This window comes from Pontibacillus marinus BH030004 = DSM 16465, assembly GCF_000425225.1.
Classification (GTDB): domain Bacteria; phylum Bacillota; class Bacilli; order Bacillales; family BH030062; genus Pontibacillus; species Pontibacillus marinus.
This window is the reverse complement of record NZ_AULJ01000001.1, coordinates 146,489-168,573: the sequence shown is the minus strand read 5'-3', so window position 1 is coordinate 168,573 and position 22,085 is coordinate 146,489. Positions and strand designations below refer to the sequence as shown.

Below are 22,085 nucleotides of genomic sequence, written 5' to 3'. Positions count from 1 at the left end.
GGTATGGACTTTTTCTCATTCAAAAGGCTGAGAAAAGAAGTGCCGAAAAAAGTGCCTGACCCCCATTCCGCTAACGTGGTAAAGCGGTGGGGGTCAGGCAACTTTAGTATTAATCGGTGTCAAACAAGCTTGTGATTAAACCGGATCATCTTCCACCTTGCCCTCCTCTTCATACATCCTTTTTGCCCATAAACAATAAAACACAGTTAATGCTCCGACCACCATAAAAGTTATACTTAATATGTAGGGTGTCCAGCCAACGATATCATTTAGTACAATTACTAGCTTACCAGGAGGGTCACTCCACCCTCTTAAGTGAGGTATATACAGCGCAATCGCTAGATGCATGAACCCAAATAATACAGTGCCAGATAAAAACAAAACAAAGCCGACTTTTTGCATACTATTAATCATCTAATCCCCCTTGAAAACCATCTCATACATTGTAAGATTATGGATTTAGTATAGTGTATCATGGGAGATGAAAATCATAAAAGAAGGGTCTGTCACTCTTCGACAAATTCCGGGTGGTGACAGGCACCTTGACGAAAGTGACAAACGTGTCATAATAATCATAGTAAGTAAAAGATCTGCATCGTTTCCATCTTTTAAAGAAAAGGTGATTTAATCAATGAAACTAAAATGGAATGAAGAAAACGTTTCGCTTGAAGAGGTTCGAGGATGGATACAAAAAGCAACTAATTCTCCTCATGTTACAGGACCGACTGAGATATATCGCTCGAATGATTGGGGAATAACAGCAATGTTCCAAGGGGATCAAGATTATGTCTGTAAGATTGCATTTTTGCCTTTATTTCAAACATCCCCTGGTATATATACGTTCCTTAACTCCTTAGAATCCCCTCATGTACCTCACACTGTAAAAGCAGAAAATATCAATGGGCAGACTTGGCTTTTATTTACTCCTTTTGAAGGAAAAGTGGACAACAAAACTTATACAATCAATGATATTGTAAAGACCGCTAGAACCCTTGCACTTTTACAAAATCAAGCCGCTCAAAAAGATGAGCATGACATCCCGGTGAACTCCGTTGAAGATGTAGAAGCTGAGTGTTTACATTTCATATCTGAAGTACAGGAACGATATCAAAATGAATACAAACAAAACAGCCAGCTGATCTCTAAAAACATGAACGTGGAACAGATAGAATTGGAATGGTTAGCTCAAGATGAAACCTATACATACCTTAAGGAAAGAATAAAAGAGGCTTGTAGGGTCTTAGCTCAATATCCACTTCCCCTATCCCTCTACCACCTTGATCTACACATAGGAAATGTAGCTACACTCGATAATGGAGAAAGACTTATTTTTGACTGGGAGGAAGCTGTCATCACCATTCCTTTCTTTTCAATCCATAAGTTATTACAAAATGCTAAGAAAACGAACTTGGATCGTGATGAAACAGGTGAGACAGGTGAGTATTTAAGATGGACTGAGAATGAAAGCTTAGTTATTCAAGCTTATCTTCAAGCGTTGAATCTACCTCTCTCTTATGAAGAAGCACACAAGCTATTGAATATCTCTATGAGCATTGTCCCTATCTTCTATGCTGCAATGAGTTTTCAATTCATCAAACAAGTTGGTTGGGAAAATAATGCTGCTGGCATGCTCGCAGAAGATATTTTGCTTGCATTTCATCGACTCAAGCAAATTTAAGTGCCTGACCCCCACCTCGCTAATACGGTAAAGCAGTGGGGGTCAGGCACCTTCATTAGGCACCTTCATTAGAAGTAAGGTTCTTTATCATAACTCTCATAAATGTTCTCTTCATCTTCTCGTGTGATTGTTTGATCAGGGTCAAAGTATGGTCCGTTTTTCACTTTTTCTTTAGTTAGATTAACAGCTACCCGCTGTTCTCTCCAGTTAATATCCTCAATCCAATCTGTGGATATGACCACAAAATTACCTGGAAGCCAATTTCTCGTTTCCACCATCAAGTAGCGGATCTTCCAATTTTCATCATCAATAATGAAATCGGAGACATGTCCAATCTCACCATCTCTGGCTTGAATGTGATAGCCATTAAAGTCCCCTTTAATTTCATTTGCACTGCGCAACTTCTGATCTTCCTCATCCGGTTCAGGGACAGTTTGGTGATCAGGTTCTGCATTCATTAGTTCTATTGGCGTATCATACATTCCCCATACTTGAAAGTTCTCATTTGCACCTGACCAATAGGTAGGCCAACCAAAGTGACCGTGTAATTGTTTCTCTTGTCTGCGAGATACCGGCTGGTGAACATCAATATCTGGTGAATCTTTCACTTTGTCTTTTGTTTCCATTACATTTAATTTACGATTGTCGAAATCAACCTTGTCAAATGTAACCGGTGAAACAAGTACCTTGCGACCTGGCAGCCATTTTTGAGTGTCCACCACTAAATAACGTACAACCAATTGATCTTCATCAAAATAAACGTCCTTCACCTTGCCTAATTCTCCATCCGTCGCATTAACATTCATGTCTTCTATACGTCTTGAAAAAACTAGCATGGTGTAGACCTCCTTTATGGAATCTTACATTTGTAATCCCTTCTTATTTGTTCATTTTACGTTTAGTAGAGTGATTAAACGTACAAAAAAGGTGCCTGACCCCCAGTCCGCTAACGCAGTAAAGCGGTGGGGGTCAGGAACTTCATTTTTTGTCATCTATTTAGACATATACCCAAACAATTTTCAGGTCATTGAATACAGTGTTAGGGAACTGTCCCTAGATTCTCTTACCAAAAGAAGACCGAAGCTAGTGCAATCCCTGTAATGGCACCAAGAGCAAATGGAATTCCGAAACCTCCAAAACCAAATCCAAAGCCATAGCCTAGCCCTCTTGGACCTCCGACGGGTCTAATCCACACATGGGATCTCGTTACGCGCGTCACTCTTCCAACATGTACGCGGCCACGGCAATTAAGCCTTACGATACTCCCACGATAACGACAACATCTACGATACATCGCGTCGTATGCCATACATATCCTCCTTTAAAAAACATGATTTATTACTGATATGTATCCATAGCATATGCACCGCCTTCTCCTATGGACTAGACATATGAGGAGGTTTACGAAGATTAGGTGAATGTCTGCTTATGACAAATTTTAAGAGAAGGGTGATTTTTTGAGTGTAATCGATACTAAAGCTTGGTTATTGTCTTATTTTAAGAAGTGTCAATCAGCTTCCCGTCATTCGCTTTATGAACTTCAATCAAAAACGTTAGTGGAGCCAATAGAATCGTATGTACCTGACATGTACGCCGAAGAGCTCCTCTATCACCTTCATCAAAATGGACTTTTTCAACCCGGAGAATGGAGACGGATAGAAGCTGTTGTGAAGGATATGGATAAAGGGAAAGTATGGGAGATCATCAAGAAAGAGTTTCAACGGTTAAAAAACGAATGGAATGGTCCAGATATTCCGGTTTTTATTTTTCCGATCAAGCATGGAGATAAGCCATTACAACAAAGGACAATCAAAAAGAACGGATTAGCATTAAAACAAGGGATTTTCTTATTTATTTCCTCAGATCACCCTGCCACAGAGCTCAAAGCCATATTCGCTCATGAGTATCATCACGCTTGTCGTATGCATGCACTCGACCTTGATGATCAAACATTGGCTTTAAAAGATTTGCTTGTACTGGAAGGATTAGCTGAGTGCGCAGTCAAAGATCACTATGGAGAAAAGTGGTTGGCACCTTGGACTTCCCTTTACACCTATGAAGAGGTTGAATCCGTTTGGCAAAAGCAGTTTAAATCTGCGCTATCTAATACGGATCCCGACCATCAATACCGACTCATGTATGGCAAAAAATTAAGCCGCTTCCCCAAATGGATCGGCTACAATATCGGGTATCAGATTGTTCAGGACTACCTAGACCAACAAAATCACAGCGATCACCGCAAGCTACTGAAAGAACCCGCGGATACCATTATCAAAGAATCTAAATTCGACGAGGGTGCCTGACCCCCACCGCTTTAAAGCGATGGGGGTCAGGCACTTTTTCTAAAGCGGGCTATAGCGTTTACCATTTCCAAATGCCCCATTTACTGTGCAAGTGATTGCAGCTTTTTGAGCCCCTGTCTCTAGTGCTTTTGTCATTTGATTATGATCTAGGTAATCCTTTAAAAACCCAGCAATAAAGGAATCTCCTGCCCCTAGTGAATCTACGACATCGACTGGTTCGATATCTTGATAATAGGTTGTCCCTTTTAAAGATGCATTGGCTCCCTTATCACCTCTTGTTATGACGACAACATTCGTTCCATAACCATGTATGAGGTTTATCGTTTCCTCTATTTCATGTTCACTCAAATGACTACCAGATATAAATGCAAAAGAAACATAAGGGCAGATTCTTTCAAGGTGATCATATGTATAGTGGTTCGAAAAATCATAAGAGATAGGAATATGTTTACTTAACAAAGATATGTGATCATCACTATTACTATAAAGACTTGTGTGAAGGATATCGTGTTCTTCTATGAGATCTAAATCCTTTTCATTTATTTTTAAGGACAGATCATTTTGAATTCCACCTCTATTGTTATCAACGAAGATACGATCATTATGACTATTCAGATTAACAAACGCTTGACCACTTTCCCCATACGCTCTTCTTACTCGCGATATATTCACATCCTGATTTTGTAAAGTTTGTAACATGTAATCCCCAATATCATCACTTCCGATAATACCAATATAAGAAGATTTCTTGGCACCATACATTTTTGACATTACAGCCACATTTAACGCGTTTCCACCCGGGTACATGGTTTTTTGATCAAGGTATACATCTGCTATGTTATTTCCAATTGTGACCATTTTCATGAAGTTCTACCTCCTTTTATTTATCTTATTTCTTGATGTGAATTCAACAAAAAGAATTTCTGTAGGAACAATAATATCATGACTGGTTAAAAAAGTGCCTGTCACGCCCCGGAATTTGTCGATCACTTCGCTCCGTTCGACAAATATCGAGTGGTAACAGGCACCTTTATTATTCCTTCACATAAGGAATCGTCAACGGTCCAAGTGGCATAACCGCAATGCGTGCATCTTGTCCATACTTCTCTTTTAACGCTTCAATCGTCTCTGTGATATTGTTTGTTGGTTTTAACATCGCATTCTCCACATCCTCTGAACTAAGTTGAGAATACACGTAACAATCTGCCCATACTTGAATCATGGCTTGCTTTTGGGCTTGCCATTGGTCAAATAGGGAAAAGCTTGGATCATTCACTTTATCTAGCAATTCTTGCGGAGATCCAAACATTTTCAGGATCTTCGCGTAGTTCCCGTGGCTCGGTAACCCATCACTACATTCCGCTGCACAAATGATCGATCCATTTTCTTTAACGACCTTGTGGGCAGCACTCATCCCTTTAACGGCCTGATATAAGTTTTGATCAAGTGGATAACCGCTGTTGGTTGTAACGACGATATCATAAGGTTCTTCACAAGGTACCATGGCATGCTCTTTTACATAGGCACAGCCTTCTCGATGTGCTTCAATCACATCTCCTGTGAAAAAGTTTGTAATTTCCTTATCACCATTAAGTGTCACATTTAACATGAAGTCTGGTTTAGCCATTAATGTGATATCGGTTGCTTCTCCTTGGACAGGATTATCCTTCATAATTCCCCACGTACTTTTTTCATGTGCAATCATTTTCGCACTGTGAAAATGCATGATCGTATCGATTCCAGCGATCCCCGGCATGATTCCTTTTGGTCCACCACTAAATCCTGCAAAAAAGTGCGGTTCTATAAATCCGGTCACAATCTTAAAATCACTGTTGATGTATTCACTGTTTAAATAGGCTTCTCCTCCATAAGAGCTTGTGCCTAAATACGTCTGGGTATCTTTATCAAAAGCGTTATTGTTAATCACTTTTACTGAGTTCACAACATCCTCACCGAGCATTTCAATAAACTCTTCCCTCGTGTTGTCTTTGTGGCTTCCTGTACCGTTAATGATGATAAAGTTTTCTTTAGGTACATGACTAAGCTCCTCAATTAACCAAGGCACGAGCTTATGATTCGGCGTTGGACGCGTGCTGTCACTAATGACAATCGAGACCGTGTCTGTGGATTTCACCATTTCTTTTAAAGGTGGCGTACCCACTGGATTGCGCATAGCTTCAAAAGCCTTCTCTTTTTCACTTTCAATCTTAGGGATATAACGGGGTTCAATAATATCTGAGTGATCAGGTACTTCAACTTGTAACCCCTTTTTTCCATAGGCTAAATCTACGAGCATCTTCTATCCCACACTTTCTATCGTTTAAGTTTCATAAATTAGTGAATCTCTGGAGAGCGAACTCCCCAGAGATAGTGGATTAGGCATTCGCCTCTTGATTGACTTGATAGCTTTGATGGCTCTTTGTTAGTTGCTCATCTGGAAGGGATCCATCAATCCCCTTTTTCTTCTGATGTTTATCCCAAAGTATAACAAATATTGGGCAAAGAACGGCTGTTGTAAGGGTTGATATGGAAACTTGTGCTGTTGCTAAAGACGCGATATCTTGGAATTGTTGTGCTTTAGCAGCTGTCATTGATCCTGTAGAAGCTGCTACACCTGCTGCTGCAGCAATGGCTGCTGGAGTAGCGGCAGCATTTCCTGCAGTGGATGCTTCTGCTACGCCACCGATTTGGCTCTTTTCACGGAATAGTTTCAATGCAGCGATTCCTGCAAAACCAGTGAGAATCGTCGTCATCAATCCTAATACAAGTCCTGCTCCAACCACTTCAGGATTGAAGAAGTTCATAAAGTTCATCCCTGCTCCTAAAGCAAAAGCAAAAAATGGAATCGTTAACGTCTCACCTGGTGCTAAGAAACTCTTAATATCCTCATCTAAATTACCGAGCAGCATTCCTAGTCCAATTGGTAATAGTACAGAAAGGAAAGCAATAAACGGGAAGCTTGTCCCCATCATGCCCAACGCTAGCATCGTAAAGAATGGTCCGTCATTCAATGAAAGAATCGCTACCGCTCCGACATCCGAACGGTTTCCGTATTCTCCAGTTAATGCTGCGTACATGCCTCCATTACTGTTGGTCATCGCAGCTACAATCGCCATCGTTGATAATCCAAGCAGTCCACTCATTGGGTCAAAGAACACGCTAAATAGTAAACCAACCGATAAACCTGTCAGATACTTAGCTGTCGTAATGATGGCCCCTTTCTTAAGGGCTTTTCCACCAACCCGAAGATCCATTTGACTCCCTGCACAAAATAGGAATAAGGCAATAAGTGTTAAGGCACCAGTTTTGAATAAAGCTTCAGAAAATCCTCCAATGTACAAGAAGGAATAATGGCCATCTTCACCTGCTGATTGACCTAACGCCTTCAAAATGGCTTCGATAAAAGGTAAATGTGCCTGATCAATCGTGTTCAATAAAGCCCCAAACATCAATGGGACTACCATTAATCCACCTGGAACTTTTTCTATGGTCTTCTTGATTTTCATAAATAAACGCTCCCCTTTTCTTAAAAAATATAATCATAATAAGAACAAAACGAGTTACTGTGAGGGTCTGTCTATTTCTCAGAAGTTTGTAGCTACCTTTATGTAACACCTCCTAAAAGAGTTGATCATACGTGGCTCCCCTATCCAGTCACAGTGGAAAGGTTCATCCGAGCACCCGCTAACAGTAGTTGGTAAACCTGCTCACTTGAATGTTCAAGTAGTTGTCTTGTATTTTGCATGGCCCCTTCAAGACTCATTGGACCAGTGGTAATGCTAAAGGCAGAGGTTACAGATAGTTCATTACCCAGGAAATCTTCCGCTTCGATTTCACCACAAAGGGCAATCACAGGGATCTCTTTGGGTTTCGCTAATTTGGTAATGCCTGCTACCACTTTGCCGAATCGGGTTTGATAATCAAGCTTCCCCTCTCCTGTAATGACAAAGTCGATGTCACCTTTTTGGATAAGTTCAGGTAACCCAATGGTTTCCATAACCAAATCTACGCCTGGTCGCAGTTCAGCGTTCAGACATGAAATCATACCTCCAGCTGTTCCGCCGGCCGCACCAGCTCCTTCCACATCGTGTAATCGCTTACCTTTTTGCTTAGCAATTACGTTTGCAAAAACCTCAAGCGCATGATCTAGATGTTTCACCTCTTCTGGTGTAGCACCTTTTTGTGGACCAAAAATATGGGAAGCTCCATTTAGACCAATAAATGGATTATTCACATCACACGCGATTTGGAACTTCGCTTCTTTCACCTTCTGACTCACATGATGATCATCGATATAGGCTAGATCTTGTAAGGCTAAACCACCTTGTGGAAGTTCGTTTCCATGGTGATCGAGAAACCTATACCCCAATGCTTTCAAGATCCCCGTTCCTGCATCATTTGTGGAACTTCCTCCTACGCAGATAATAAAAGAGGTGATGCCCCGGTCTATGGCATGTCGAATTAACTGACCTGTTCCATATGTGGTTGTGACTTTGGGATCTAATTCGTCAGGATCTAGTAAAGGCAATCCAGATGCAATCGCTAGTTCAATAACAGCTGTTTGCTCATCTCCCATAATTCCGTAATGACCTGTGATTTCTCTTCCCAGAGGATCCAAAACTTGAGTCTCGACATATTCTCCATCTGTAGCACTGACTAGAGATTCTAATGTTCCCTCTCCTCCATCCGCCATCGGAATGGGCAAGGTCTCTGTATGTAGGTCTGTTCGTTTGATTCCTGTCTCAATGGACTTTGCGACATCCATTCCAGATAAACTGCCTTTAAAAGAATCAGGTGCAATTAGAACTTTCATCGATTAACCTCCATTGAATTAAACTTGTTGCAACCGCTTTCAAAAACCATTATAAACGTCGTAATTTTCTGATAATATGGTTAATACAAACAAAAAACCATAGGAATTTCCCATGGTTTTTTGTACAAAATGTATATTAGTCTCAGATCCATTGAGAGATTTGTAAGATCACCGCATCCTGAAAACTTCTAGGATTGTACCCAGTCAGTTCTTGTACTTTTTTCAATCGATACAAAAGTGTATTCCTATGAATAAACATTGCCTCAGCGGTGGCTTGGACATTCAAATCATGCTCGAATAATACGCTTAATGTTTCTTTTAATTCTTGAGTCAAATTGAGTTCTATCCTGCTTTTCACTTGCTGTCTTTTCTCTTCCTGAACATTTTTTAACAGGAGTTGAATTTCAACATCTTTAATATGAATTCTTCGCTTATCCGTTAGTTGTAGGGCAGTTCTTAGCTGATTGAATAATTCAGGTATTTCTTCTATTCGTTCTATTCGATATCCGCTCGCGCTTGATACATGCTTGAATTGAGTGGAGAAGTATCGCTCTAGCATGTCATAAATGGTATCCTTGTATTTAACCGAAAAAGCGCTCACAAGAATGCAGAAGGTTTCCGTGTCTTGAAAAGCATACATACAAGTATAGGCGCTTAACTGTTTTTCAATTTCTCTATACATGTTGGATAATAAGGGGTCATTCTTTCGCTTGTCTTGTGTGAAAGAAAACACGATTGGGAAATAGGGTGGTGATAATCGGTTCGCATTCAAAACCGCTAATTTTTGATTAATTTTCGTTAAATCCGGCTGTTCGGATAACAATTCATCCATAATGGTTTCCCGCGTTCGAAATTTCCACTCAACTTCTTTGGAGAGGAGATTTTGGTTGATCAATAATTCTGTCATAAGAACGACTAATGAACCAAAATCTTGTACTTCTTCAGGAACCCCTGAGATCCCTACTACTCCAATAATACTTCCTTTTTGTCTAATAGGCAGGTTAATGCCTGGCTTTACTCCCCGCAATATGTTTACGTCACTATTTTTGATCACGATTGGTTTTTGCGTTTTGACCACTTGGAGGGCACCTTCATGAAAGGTATCCACGCGACTTTTTTCACCAGAACTTAAGATAATCCCATTGTGATCAAAAATGTTTATGTTTCGACCTAACCTTTTCATCGTTTCCTTCACAACAACATCAGCTATGTCTTTTGTAAGCATTGGATCTCCCCATTTTATAGCTTTTGATCCTATCTATTAAAAGTAATACTTCTCAAAAGTAAATATTCACCACATAAACACATTATATTAGCAAGGGAGGAACTTGGATGTTTCCTATTTTTCACCCCAACAACTGCCAAATCCTATTATAAACTTCCTTCAATGGAACATCATATTGCTCAGCAATTTGTTTACATTCATCGTACTCCGGGGACCTTTGCATCACTTCTCCATTATGTAGACCTTCTTTGATTTGAACTTCTCCCCAAGGGGTCGTAAGTGACTGGAACCTTCTTTCAAGCCTATGAACAGATAGTGGGTAATAGCGTAACCCAAGGGTTGTCGTCTCTTTGAAAAGGACATCCTTCAAAGAATCCAGCTTCGATTGATCACATAAAAGTTGCAAAAGAATACCTGGACGGTTTTTCTTCATAAAGATTGGAATGTAATACACATCATTTGCCCCAAGTTCAAACAGCTTATCCATCACATAACCTAACCACTCTGGTGGTGTATCATCTAAATTCACTTCAACTTTCATCATGTTGGCATCCTCATGTTCATCATAATGAGAGAAACGTTGACTCATGGGTTCACTTCCTTATCACATTCTTCTATTTTTACAAAGTTAACCGTCCACAGTTCCTTCTGTCAATCTATTATGCAAAAGCCGTTTCAAGTAACGCTTCAAATGAGTTTTGAGATGGCACTCTCGGGTTGTTTCGAATTAAACGATCGATCTGAAGAGCTTTTGATGCTATTTCAGGGATCTGCTCTTCTTGCACGCCAATTTCAGAAAGCGTTTGAGGTAAATTGATCTGGCCTAATAGATTTAAGACGGCCTCATATCCTAGTTCAGCCGCTTCATGGTTATTCAAACCTGAAAGATCATAGTGGAAAGCCTTTGCAATCTCAGCCATTTTCTCCGGCGCTACGGTTGCATTATGCTTCATCACATACGGAAGCAATAAACCCGTTACTTCGCCATGCGGAGATTTTGTAACTCCACCAATTGGATAGGCTAGCGCATGAGCAGCCGCTGTACCAGCATTTGAAAACGCCATGCCTGCAAATAGGCTGGCAAGTAGCATGTTCTCTCGTGCTTCCACATTACTTCCCTGATGTACAGCTACAATTAGATTGTCTGCAATAAGTTGGATCGCTTTTAATGCATAGACATCACTAATTGGGTTGGATCCTTGAAAGAGTAAATTCCCTTCTGCTTCAATATATTTATAGTCTTTTGCAGTATAAGCTTCAATGGCATGAGACAATGCATCGATCCCGGAACATGCTGTTACGTATGGTGGTAGTCCGACTGTTAGTTCTGGATCCAACAATGCAACAGATGGTCTTAAAAAGTTGTCTGAGATCCCAACTTTCATCTGATTTTCTGTATCGGTTAAAACGGTTACCGAGGTAACTTCAGACCCTGTACCAGCTGTCGTCGGAATTGCGATCATTGGTTTCACAGGACCAGGGACGAGATTCTCTCCTCCAAAATAATCTCTTGGCTCTCCGCCATATTCAAGGAGTAGCCCAACAACCTTAGCGAGGTCAATACTACTTCCTCCACCAAGACCAATAATGACGTCTGTCTGCATCTCAGACTGCGCGTATGCCAAGCATTCCATTGCTGATTTAATAGGAGGTTCAGGTACAGCTTTATCATATACTAAATAATGATATCCATATTTCTCTAGTTCATCCGTTACTTTCTCGAGGATTCCCGCTGATTTGATACCCTGATCAGTTACTAATAAGACGTTTTTAGCGCCAAAACGGGAGAGGACTTTATCCAACTTTTGAATAGCCCCATTCCCAAAAACGATATTCTCACTTGAGAAAAATTCCCATGTATTTCTCATATTCTCTACTCCCCTTATCAAACGGTTTATGAATCTATGACAACTAATCGTTCATCCGTTAACTCTTCAATGGCATACTTAGGCCCTTCTTTTCCAAGACCACTATCTTTCACACCGCCATAAGGCATGATGTCTGCTCTAAATGTGGATACATTGTTGATAATAACCCCACCAAATTCAAGCTTCTTCGTTGCTTTCATGGCTAGATCTAAATCTGCCGTGAAGACGCCCACTTGGAGTCCGAAGTCAGAAGCATTGGCTTCCTTGAATGCTTCATCAATGTCAGAGTACTTCACAATGTTCATAATAGGAGCAAATACTTCTTCACACATGACCTTCATGTCAGCGGTTACATCTGTCAGAATCGTAGGATGATAGAGTGAACCATCACGTTTTCCTCCAGTCACTACATTTGCCCCCTGACTTTCTGCTTCTTGAACCCAAGCTTCAACACGTTTTGCAGCATCCTCTGAAATAAGAGGACCGATGTTTGTCGCTTCATTGGAAGGATCACCTACGACAAATCTTTCTACGCGATTTTTCGCCTTCTCAACAAATTCATCATAACGGTCTTCATGAACAAAGATTCGCTGGACAGAAATACAAGCTTGACCTGCATTGGCTATGGCACGTGTTGTGCACAGCTCTACAGCACGGTCTAGATCTTTCACGTCATGGTGTACAATATTCGGTGAATTATTCCCCAATTCAAGGGTTACTTTTCGGATACCCGTTACGGCTTTAATATGTTTCCCAACACCAGCACTTCCGGTAAATGTGTATTTCGCTATTCGGCTATCCTCTAACAGATATTGTCCAGTATCTTTCCCATAACCATTTACGACCTGTAAATATCCTTTAGGGAGACCAGCTTCCTCCAAAATTTCTGTGATCTTCATCGCAATAACAGGAGTGACTTCAGCAGGTTTTAACACAACGGTATTCCCTGCCGCTAATGCTGGACCAAGTTTATGAATCGTTAAGTTAAACGGAAAGTTAAATGGTGTGATGGCACCGACAACACCGACAGGCACTCTCATCGTATAAGAAATCTTTCCTTCGTTCCCTTGTTCACCCTGAATCGGGATGCCTGTACCGTAAATGCGTTTTGCTTCTTCAGCAGATACCACTAACGTATTTATTCCTCGATCAACTTCTGTTCGGGCGTCTGTTATCGTTTTTCCTACCTCTGCAACCATAACTTGCGCAAGCTCTTCTTTACGCTCCTTCATAATATCCGCTGCTTTAGAGAGGATATGGTAACGGTCAGTAGGGGATAACGTGTCTTTTTCAAACGTTTCCTTTGCACTTGTCACAGCTTCAGTCACTTGGTCTCGAGATGTTTGATATACAAAAGCATAGGTGTCTCCTGTAAATTTATTCGTTACTGGGATGGTACCTTCACCTTCTACCCAAGATCCTGCAATATAATTTTTATACGAAATCGGTTGTTCACTCATCATACATCCTCCCCCTCTTTTACCTTTTACATTGGATAAAAATAACCCGCTTCATCAAACTCCATATCCTTTGGTTCTTCTAACACTTCAATACGTTCTTGATCCTTAATCTCATTAAAAATAACTTCAGATACATATAACTCCCCAATGTGAAGCGTGTTTGGAATTCGTACGATCCGAGCATTTTCATCGTCAACTCCCCAATTAGCTCGTAATGCTGCTTGTAAAGCTTTCTGATCATTATCTAAGACAATTGGAATCTTTGCCCGGTCTAAAAAGGTGCTTGTAATCACATTTTCATTCATCGCTTGAAAATGGATCTTTTCAAACAAACGTTTTGTCGTGAGATCGGCTAATCCAATACCTAGCGCATTCCCATGACTCGCTTCACTCAGGTCTGAAGCAATGAGATATTTAACAGAAGGGAGTTCAGGCTCTTCAACACCTAGCACACGAATTCGCCCTATAATATTGGTATCCATTCCTGTCCCACTGTAGTTTTTGCCAATCTCATCAACAACTAAAATGTCCATCTCATTTACGGGTATGCTTGGCATAAGTTCAATGGATTCAGTTAATAATTTTGGTTCACGATCATCAATATCCTGAGGCAAAATGGCTTCCAATATAGTGGTTTCTTCGTGGGCATTCTCTACAATGGCAAACCCAAAAAGTGTATTTGTATTGGAAATAGCGACGCGACCCACATCGGGCATCATGTCACGAATCCCTTTGATGCCGTAAGTATGTAGGGCAAGTGCCTGCTTATGTTTTCCCATCCCTATGGAAGCCATTTTCAAAATACCGCTTTCGAATGTACTTTTAAAATCGGTATGAGCTTTTACACGGCCCATCACGATAATTCCATCAGCGTTATAGGCGTGTTGATCTGTATAAACAGGTACACCATCATCCGTTTGCCCTACTTCAACCACATCCATAGAAGAACGGATTTCACATCCTGTTGCTTCTTCTGTTACCCCTAAGCCTTCTAGGACCTCTATTTGTCCTTCTGCTGTTGCACCTCCATGACTTCCCATGGCCGGTATAATGAATGGGGTCGCGCCGCGTTTTTTCACTTCTTCTCCAGCATACTTTACAATTAGGGGAATGTTTGCAATCCCTCGACTCCCGACTGTAATAGCCACTTCCATACCAGGTTTGATGGAATCATCTGCTCCAACTTTAGCGAATTGTTCAGCCACTACCTTTTGAATATTTTGTATGGGGTTGGTCTGAAATTTTTGTTTGATTTTAGCCATCTTTGGAAATGTCACGAAAAACTTCCTCTCATGTTTATTATTTTCAGAATGTATCCAATAAAAAACAGCAAGAAAGCAAGAGACCACTACGATCTCTTGCCCTCTCTCATTTACTCTTGAAGAGCTTTATCACGTGGAGCTAAGTCAATCGCAATACGAAGGGCTTCTTTTAGTGATAACTCATCTGCAATATTTTTACCAGCAATATCAAAAGCTGTGCCATGGTCAACACTTGTGCGAATAATCGGTAGACCTACTGTTATATTAACCCCAGCCTCTAATCCTAATACCTTGATCGGACCATGTCCTTGGTCATGATACTGGGCTACAACGATATCAAAGTCTCCTCTTTTCGCTCGGAAGAATAGGGTGTCGGCTGGTAAAGGACCAACAACATTAATACCTTCCTCTTGTGCCTTTTCAACACCAGGGATTACTTTCTCTTCTTCTTCACCATTTCCAAAGAGACCATTCTCTCCAGCGTGTGGGTTAATTCCACAAACCGCAATACGCGGTGATTCGATGCCTGCTTTTTGAAGAGTCTCGTGAGCCATATCAATGACTTTATACACACGTTCAGAATCAATCTTCTTAATTGCATCCATAAGACCAATATGTGTTGTAACATGAATCACTCGAAGATCAGGAGCTGACAACATCATCGCAAAGTCTTTTGTATTCGTTAGCTCTGCTAGGATCTCGGTATGACCTGGATAGATATGACCAGCTTTATGAAGAGCTTCTTTATTCAATGGAGCTGTGCAAATCCCATGTATTTTATTCTCGTTCGTTAGTGTGATGGCCGTTTTTAAATAATGGAATGCTGCATTCCCTGCTTCAGCGGAAACCTCGCCCCATTTTAAATCATCGGAAACCAAGTCTAAATCCAACACATCAATTGTTCCATGTGTGTACTTACCGTTTTTTGGCTCCTGAATTGCATTGAGATCTAAGTTTACATTGGTTACGTCCAATGCACGCTCTATGATTTTTTTATCGCCAATGACGAATGGTTTACATTGTTCGTACAAGGCTGCATCTTGTAAGGATTTCACCGTGATTTCCGCTCCAATTCCGGAAGGATCACCCATGGTAATTGCTATAGTTGGTTTTTGTAGAGTCATTTCATTGCTTCCTCCTTTAGTACGGTCTATTTTTCAAACATTTCAACTAGGAACATAGATATCTCTGGAACATAACTGATTAACAACACGTCGAAAATCAAGACAGCTAAGAATATGAGCACAGCTTTCGATAGCTGTTCTAATTTCACTTTGGATATTTGCATGGCGACAAATAGATTTACTCCAAGTGGTGGAGTTACCATTCCTATGGCAAGGTTCACGACCATAATAATTCCGAAATGAATCGGGTTAATCCCTAATTGCATTGCAATCGGTGCAAGGATCGGCGCTAGAATGATAACGGACGCGGAAGTCTCGAAGAACATTCCTACGATAAGTAAAAATAGATTTACAATTAATAAGAAAACAATCGGGCTGTCTGAGAACTCAATAAAGGATTGCGCAACCGTCTGAGGAATGCGTTCTTTCGTTAAGATCCAACCTAGTAAACCAGCATTACCGATAATAAGCATGATAATTGCTGTAGTAATTCCTGATTTCACAAAAATAGGGATGATATTCTTAAAAGTAATCTCTCGATAAACAACCGTTCCAATAATAAGAGCATAAGCTACAGCTACAACCGCTGCTTCTGTTGGTGTGAAGATCCCTCCGTAAATCCCGCCTAGGATAATCACTGGCATAAGCATAGCAAATATGGCATCCAAGAAAGCTTTTAATCGCTCTTCACCTGTATAGGATTGCGTCCCCTTGTATCCTTTACGTTTTGAAATAATAAACGCTGTTAATACTAAGGAACCGCCAATTAAGAAGCCTGGAACAATTCCTGCTAGAAATAGATCTCCGATGGAAACGCCTACCACAACTCCATATAAAATCATTGGAATACTAGGCGGGATGATTACACCTAGTGCACCTGCTACAGATTGAACAGCAGCAGCAAAGTTTACATCATAATGTTTGGCTACCATCGCTGGAATCATAATGGAACCAATTGCCGCAACCGTAGCTGGACTTGAACCAGAAATAGCTGCAAAGAACATGGATGTGACAACCGTTACCCCTGCTAGACCACCAGTCATGGAGCCTACTAAAGTGTTCGCAAAATGGACAAGTCGTTTTGAAATACCACCAGACTCCATTAAGGAACCAGCTAAAATGAAAAATGGAATTGCCATAAGCGGAAATGAATCAAGTGAGGTGAAGATTCGTTGAACCACTACGAGCAAAGGTAAATCACCACTTGTTGTAATGGCTAACGTAGAAGCTCCTCCAATCGCTAACGCTATCGGTACAGTGAGAACAAACATAATGAGCATAGATACTAATAATGTGACTGTCATGTTTGTTCCCCTCCTTTAAAATTCATAATATTTTCGATCACAATTGCAATACAATTGATGATCATGAAAATAGATCCAACTGGAATTGCTGCATATGCCCATGCCATTGGTATCCTCATGGCTGGTGATGTTTGAGTTGATACATTTGACACCATTTCAAACCCGTATTGAACGAGGACTGCTAAAAATACAATTGAAGCTAAATATACTAAAATGTTTAAAACCTTAATCGCTTTTTCAGGCATTAGCTCTTTGATCGCATCCACTGATATAAGTTCCATCTTTCGAATAGCCAAGGCTGAACCTATGAATACCGCCCAAATCATAATGTAGCGAGCTAATTCTTCAGACCAACGAAGTGACTCATCAAGAACGAACCTTGAGAACACTTGATAGAATACGACGGCAGACATGACCATTAATAATACGGCTAGTAATACTCCTAAGACTTTATTTAAACCATCGATTGATTTGATTATTGCTCTCATCATACCCCTCCTCCTTAGAAAAGATTGGCCTTTCCCTAATAAGGGAGTGGCAAGATGCTTTTCTATTCAGGTCCCATTCTTAAAATTTCTCTTTTATAAAAGGAAGATGTGGGGGATTAAGCTTCCCCACACCTTCTATAAGACTGTCTTATTTAGCAGCGTCTTGAATTTTTTGAATTAACTCTTTACCAAATTTCTCTTCATACTTCTTATAAACACTCTTCGTTGCTTCACGGAATGCATCTTTATCTACATCTTCCACAACTTTCATACCTTTTTCTTTCAAGTCAGCAACCATTTCTTTGTCCATATCTTTAACAACTTGACGCTCAAACTCTGCGCCTTCTTGAGCTGCTTCTTGTAGCACTTTTTGATGCTCTTCTGAAAGACCTTCAAATACTTTAGAGCTTACTAGAAGTGCTGCAGGAGAATAGAAATGACCTGTAAGTGTTAAGTGATCTTGTACTTCGTAGAACTGAGAAGTCTTGATGATTGGTACTGGATTTTCTTGACCATCTACTACACCTTGTTGAAGTGCTGTAAACAGCTCAGTGAATGACATTGGTGTTGGGTTAGCGCCCATTGCTTCAAAGGAATCCATGTGTACTTCATTTTCCATAGTACGGATCTTAAGGCCCTCTAAATCTTTTGGCTCTTTAATTGCACGTTTACTATTTGTTACGTTACGGAAACCGTTCTCCCACCAAGCTAGACCTTTAATATTAGAATCTTCTAGCTTTGTTAGTAAATCTTGTCCAATTTCACCATCTAAAACTTTATAAGCGTGTTCACGATCTTCAAAAAGGAAAGGTAAGTCTACCACGTTGATTTCAGGTGCGAATCCACCAAGCGGTCCTGTTGAAGATAGAACCATATCTAATGTACCTACTTGCAAGCTTTCTACCATATCACGCTCTCCCCCAAGAGAACCGTTCGGGAAGATTTCAATTGTAAGTTCACCATCAGATTTTTCTTTAACAAGTTCAGCAAACTTCTCTAAACCTTTGTAATAGTGAGAGTCTTCTGCTAGAGTCATACCAACCTGAAGGGATTTCTTTTCTGATTTACTATCTTTACTTTCATCTCCATTACCTTCATTTCCACTTGCTTCTTCACCGTTTCCTCCACAAGCAGCTAGTAGGCCGAATACAAGTACTGTTACCATTAAAAATAAACTCTTTTTGAATCCTTTCATGTTACTTCCTCCTTTAGTATAGAAAAAATTATGTTAAAGAACGCAATCATTTAAATGTGTTCTTTTTCACCCAAAAGTGTTTCTAATGCATGAATTAAAGCATGCTCACGCCCAAATGCTCCTGCCTTCGTTACAAGGGGGAGACCGTCATGTGGGCCACCGAATAACTCCCCATAAGGGATACCGGCTTCAACCTCACCCATGACTCGAATGCCTTTACCATCTAACTCATTACAAGTGACTCCTGCAATGTCGCCTCCTGTAAGGACGAGTCCTTGAATGTTTTTCTTCTTAAGAAGAATGCGCGTCATTTCTCCCATGGTTTTGGCTATGAGTTGTCCAAGCTCATAGTTTGATAGATCCATAGACCTCTGAAGCGCTTTCACATCATCGAACATATCAGGATCACGGTTCGTTGATATGATTAAGTCTCCTTCTTTTAGAAGTCGAATCCCTTCTTGGACGACACGTTTAACTTCTTGATCTTTCTCCTCTTCTTTAAAGAACTTACTAGGATTAATAATAATTTCATTTAGCTTATTGTGTTCTTTTAATGCTTGGATCTGATTGTGCGTAACCGAACTCATGCTACCCGCTACGAATAAGATTGGGTGACGAGCTTTTTTTGTTTCAAGTTGATTTGGCTCCACTTTTTCAACATCCTTACTCAAATGAGCTGCAATTCCAGCTGATCCTACCCACAATGCTTTTTGCTCTATTGAGGCACCAGCTTTTGAGATAATTTGTAGATCATCGTCGGTTTTGGCATCCAGTACAATAACCGATGATGGGTTGGTTTCAGCAAATTCTTTCAGCTTTTTTGACAAGTGCTCCGATCCCTTTCGTACATCTTCAAGTGTAATTAAGCCAATCTTTCGTTTGCTTTGCTTCTCTAATAACCTCTGAAGATGACTATCAGTAACTGGGCATGTCGGGTCATTTGAAAACTCAGATTCTTTAAGCGGTAGCCCGTTCACATAATGAAACCCTTGTTCTGTAACACGGTGACTGCTCGGAAAAGCAGGTACTACAAGTGCTACATCGAAAGAAGCTTCGTCCATGACTCCATCGATCTCAACCCCGACATTTCCTCGCATAGTCGAGTCAATCTTTTTAAAGATATTCTTTACGCCACTATTATGTAACGTAGATGCGATGTTACGGACTCGATTGTAAGCCTCATCAGATTCGATCGCACGACTGTCCGAATTGATGACAATCACATCACCTGTAATGTTTGAGGGTACAAGCTGAGATTCAGAAAACAGAACTGTTGTTTTAAGATCTTGCTTAGCAAATTGTACTCCTGTGTCACTAGCTCCTGTTAGATCGTCTGCTATGATCGCTAAGCTCACCATCTTCTTCTCTCCCCCCTTTCTTCGCAATCGCTTTCAAAAAATAAACAAGCGAAAGTGTGTCATTTTGAAACACCAAGTAAGCGTTTGCAACATCTATATTAAATTACTGTGTTGCATTTAGCAATATGTTTTTAAAAATTTTCTAAAAAAAATGGCGTAAACTATTTAAGTTTACGCCATAGCGTGGTTCTGTTAATGCCTAATCTTTCAGCAGCTTTGGACTGGTTCATATCTTCTTCCTCAAGTACCTTTTGGATGATCTTTCGCTCTATATCTTCTAAAGTGCCTTCAATCTGGATTCCGTTGTAGTTTGCAACATCCTCCTCATCATCCAATCGTTTCCTGTTCAAAATCGATTGGGTATGAGCTAAATCTATATAATACGATTCTGACTCCTGAACCAATTGTTCAATGACCTGTTTTAATTCGTCTACATTCCCTAACCAATCGTATTGGATCAACATATCTAATGCATCTTCTCTTACACCAACCACTTGTTTTCCATAACGGGAATGGTTCTCAGAAATAAATAGTTGAATTAAATTTTTAATATCTTCTTTTCGTTCACGTAAAGGAGGGTGCTCGATCACATATCTCGCTAATTGATAATAAAGGTCCCTATCAAAACGCCCCTCTTCAACATAACGTTCTATCTCTGGTGAAGAAGATAAAATCCATTTGGGGCCAGTTGACGTGTGTTGCAACTGCTTCACTAATGACAACAACGTACGCTGCGCTTCTAACGAGAGTGCATCCACTTTCCTTAAATAAATACTTGTTTCTACCTTTTGAAAAAACCCTTCTTCAACGAGATGATTCAGTTGATCAGCAGACATCATGTGACAATGAATCATCATAAACGGGTGTTCAAATTCCTCACGTGCTAAATAAATTGATTGGGCAATGAGTTCCTTCCCATTTCCTTCTTCGCTTTTAATCCAGACAGGTTCATCCATCTCTTTACACTGATCAATCTGCTTCAACACCCTTTGCGTGGAATCACTCTGACCTGAAATAGGAATAAACGGAACTTCTTGCACCATTTCAATAAAAGGGAGATCCTCATTGCTAGAATTCGTTAAACGGTGATTAAACAGTCTATCAGCAGTTAGTATAATAGACTCCTTCGTCCTTAAAGCAGAAAACTTCCAAAGGTCCCCTTCGATGAGGATACTTTTCTTTTTCTCCTCGTTTTCTTCTTGGGTTTGATGAATCATACGCTCGACTTCTTTTATCTCCCTTGGGTCTACATGACTGAAGGCTGAACTCCAACTTTGGTTTTGAAATAACCATTCCCCATCATCGTTCAGAATTGCGATGGAACGCTCATCTTTTTGCAATATATTTTTATAAAAAGACAAATCGTTATTGAGCCTTGAAAACAATCGATGCATACGTCTGGCATCTTCTAAGGCTTCTAACACAGCTTCTTTCCCTGAAGTGATAAGTATGCCGTTTAGCCCAATTCTTTTTGCAGCTTCTGTTGTGATAACATCTCCAATGACTACTTCAAACCCATCATTTTTTAGTTCCTGCAGTTTGGACTCTACCTCTAAATCATGGTTTATGGTCATGGTTCTCACTTGCATGTCTAATAGGTTACATATTGTTGAAGCTCCACGAGTAATGTTCGGAAAACCAACAATCCCCGCTTTTCCAGTAAAACCTTTCACCATCGTCATAATGCGCAGAATGTCATAACCAAACTCTTGTATATCAACAACCGGGATTTTCACATGCTGTTCTATCAGAGAAGATGTTCCTCCACGACTAATGATCAGGTCAAAACCTTGCTCTTCAGCTTCCCGAGCGTAGGCTAATCCTTCTTCAAGATTCCCTTGTTTAATATGTATATCAAAGTCATCTACTTCTTCTGCAACTTCTTTAACAATTTCAACTAATCCTTCATACGGAGTTATTACTAAAGCTTTAATCATAAAATCTCTCCTGTTGCAAAAATCAACACACTCTTATTTGTAACATAGGTTGGAATCGTTTACAACAATT

General features: G+C 40.3%; 20 protein-coding genes. 2 read left to right on the top strand and 18 right to left on the bottom strand.

Features of this window, described 5'->3' with window-relative positions; all coding sequences use genetic code 11:
• Positions 1-135: 135 nt before the first annotated feature.
• On the bottom strand, positions 136-414 hold the full coding sequence (locus H514_RS0100885) for a hypothetical protein (RefSeq protein WP_027445253.1): 279 nt from the start codon (positions 412-414) through the stop codon (positions 136-138).
• A gap of 217 nt (positions 415-631) precedes the next feature.
• On the opposite strand from H514_RS0100885, the gene H514_RS0100880 reads away from it, so the two are divergent.
• Positions 632-1,678, top strand: coding sequence for a phosphotransferase (locus tag H514_RS0100880; protein WP_027445252.1), 1,047 nt, complete (start codon positions 632-634; stop codon positions 1,676-1,678).
• Between the two features lie 68 nt (positions 1,679-1,746).
• Here H514_RS0100880 and H514_RS0100875 read toward each other — a convergent pair whose 3' ends face one another.
• Complete coding sequence (locus H514_RS0100875; protein WP_027445251.1) at positions 1,747-2,514, bottom strand: PRC-barrel domain-containing protein; 768 nt, start codon at positions 2,512-2,514, stop codon at positions 1,747-1,749.
• Between the two features lie 227 nt (positions 2,515-2,741).
• Positions 2,742-2,987 (bottom strand): hypothetical protein, encoded by a 246-nt coding sequence (locus H514_RS0100870; RefSeq protein ID WP_051254952.1) that lies wholly within the window; start codon positions 2,985-2,987, stop codon positions 2,742-2,744.
• Between the two features lie 148 nt (positions 2,988-3,135).
• Here H514_RS0100870 and H514_RS0100865 point away from each other — a divergent pair, with 148 nt between their 5' ends.
• Entirely contained in the window at positions 3,136-3,981 is an 846-nt protein-coding gene (locus tag H514_RS0100865; RefSeq protein ID WP_027445249.1) for a DUF2268 domain-containing putative Zn-dependent protease, read from the top strand.
• 39 nt (positions 3,982-4,020) lie between these two features.
• Here H514_RS0100865 and H514_RS0100860 read toward each other — a convergent pair whose 3' ends face one another.
• From H514_RS0100860 to H514_RS0100790, 15 genes are all read right to left on the bottom strand, one after another.
• Complete coding sequence (locus tag H514_RS0100860; protein ID WP_027445248.1) at positions 4,021-4,845, bottom strand: PfkB family carbohydrate kinase; 825 nt, start codon at positions 4,843-4,845, stop codon at positions 4,021-4,023.
• 169 nt (positions 4,846-5,014) lie between these two features.
• Positions 5,015-6,277 carry a nickel-dependent lactate racemase gene (gene larA / locus H514_RS0100855; protein ID WP_027445247.1) on the bottom strand — a complete coding sequence of 421 codons (1,263 nt, stop codon included), beginning with the start codon at positions 6,275-6,277 and terminating at the stop codon, positions 5,015-5,017.
• Between the two features lie 79 nt (positions 6,278-6,356).
• Complete coding sequence (locus H514_RS0100850) at positions 6,357-7,487, bottom strand: 2-keto-3-deoxygluconate permease (protein WP_027445246.1); 1,131 nt, start codon at positions 7,485-7,487, stop codon at positions 6,357-6,359.
• Positions 7,488-7,627: 140 nt separating this feature from the next.
• On the bottom strand, positions 7,628-8,794 hold the full coding sequence (locus tag H514_RS22125; protein ID WP_051254951.1) for a glycerate kinase family protein: 1,167 nt from the start codon (positions 8,792-8,794) through the stop codon (positions 7,628-7,630).
• Positions 8,795-8,936: 142 nt separating this feature from the next.
• Positions 8,937-10,019 (bottom strand): CdaR family transcriptional regulator, encoded by a 1,083-nt coding sequence (locus H514_RS0100840; RefSeq protein ID WP_027445245.1) that lies wholly within the window; start codon positions 10,017-10,019, stop codon positions 8,937-8,939.
• Positions 10,020-10,140: 121 nt separating this feature from the next.
• On the bottom strand, positions 10,141-10,608 hold the full coding sequence (larC2, locus tag H514_RS0100835) for a nickel pincer cofactor biosynthesis protein LarC2 (RefSeq protein WP_027445244.1): 468 nt from the start codon (positions 10,606-10,608) through the stop codon (positions 10,141-10,143).
• 70 nt (positions 10,609-10,678) lie between these two features.
• Positions 10,679-11,887, bottom strand: coding sequence for a hydroxyacid-oxoacid transhydrogenase (locus H514_RS0100830; protein ID WP_027445243.1), 1,209 nt, complete (start codon positions 11,885-11,887; stop codon positions 10,679-10,681).
• A 26-nt stretch (positions 11,888-11,913) separates the two neighbouring features.
• Entirely contained in the window at positions 11,914-13,350 is a 1,437-nt protein-coding gene (locus H514_RS0100825) for an aldehyde dehydrogenase family protein (protein WP_027445242.1), read from the bottom strand.
• A 23-nt stretch (positions 13,351-13,373) separates the two neighbouring features.
• Positions 13,374-14,624 carry a nickel pincer cofactor-dependent isomerase, group 22 gene (locus H514_RS0100820; RefSeq protein ID WP_027445241.1) on the bottom strand — a complete coding sequence of 417 codons (1,251 nt, stop codon included), beginning with the start codon at positions 14,622-14,624 and terminating at the stop codon, positions 13,374-13,376.
• 95 nt (positions 14,625-14,719) lie between these two features.
• Positions 14,720-15,733 (bottom strand): 4-hydroxythreonine-4-phosphate dehydrogenase PdxA, encoded by a 1,014-nt coding sequence (gene pdxA, locus H514_RS0100815; protein ID WP_027445240.1) that lies wholly within the window; start codon positions 15,731-15,733, stop codon positions 14,720-14,722.
• Positions 15,734-15,759: 26 nt separating this feature from the next.
• Positions 15,760-17,037 carry a TRAP transporter large permease gene (locus H514_RS0100810; RefSeq protein WP_027445239.1) on the bottom strand — a complete coding sequence of 426 codons (1,278 nt, stop codon included), beginning with the start codon at positions 17,035-17,037 and terminating at the stop codon, positions 15,760-15,762.
• Positions 17,034-17,528 carry a TRAP transporter small permease gene (locus tag H514_RS0100805; RefSeq protein WP_231566539.1) on the bottom strand — a complete coding sequence of 165 codons (495 nt, stop codon included), beginning with the start codon at positions 17,526-17,528 and terminating at the stop codon, positions 17,034-17,036. Before H514_RS0100805 ends, H514_RS0100810 begins: the two co-directional genes overlap by 4 nt.
• A 145-nt stretch (positions 17,529-17,673) precedes the next feature.
• Entirely contained in the window at positions 17,674-18,720 is a 1,047-nt protein-coding gene (locus tag H514_RS0100800) for a TRAP transporter substrate-binding protein (RefSeq protein WP_036841456.1), read from the bottom strand.
• A gap of 50 nt (positions 18,721-18,770) precedes the next feature.
• Positions 18,771-20,078 (bottom strand): four-carbon acid sugar kinase family protein, encoded by a 1,308-nt coding sequence (locus H514_RS0100795; protein ID WP_231566540.1) that lies wholly within the window; start codon positions 20,076-20,078, stop codon positions 18,771-18,773.
• A gap of 161 nt (positions 20,079-20,239) precedes the next feature.
• Positions 20,240-22,015: a PrpR N-terminal domain-containing protein gene (locus H514_RS0100790; RefSeq protein WP_027445235.1), complete on the bottom strand. Its 1,776-nt coding sequence runs from the start codon at positions 22,013-22,015 to the stop codon at positions 20,240-20,242.
• Positions 22,016-22,085: the final 70 nt, after the last annotated feature.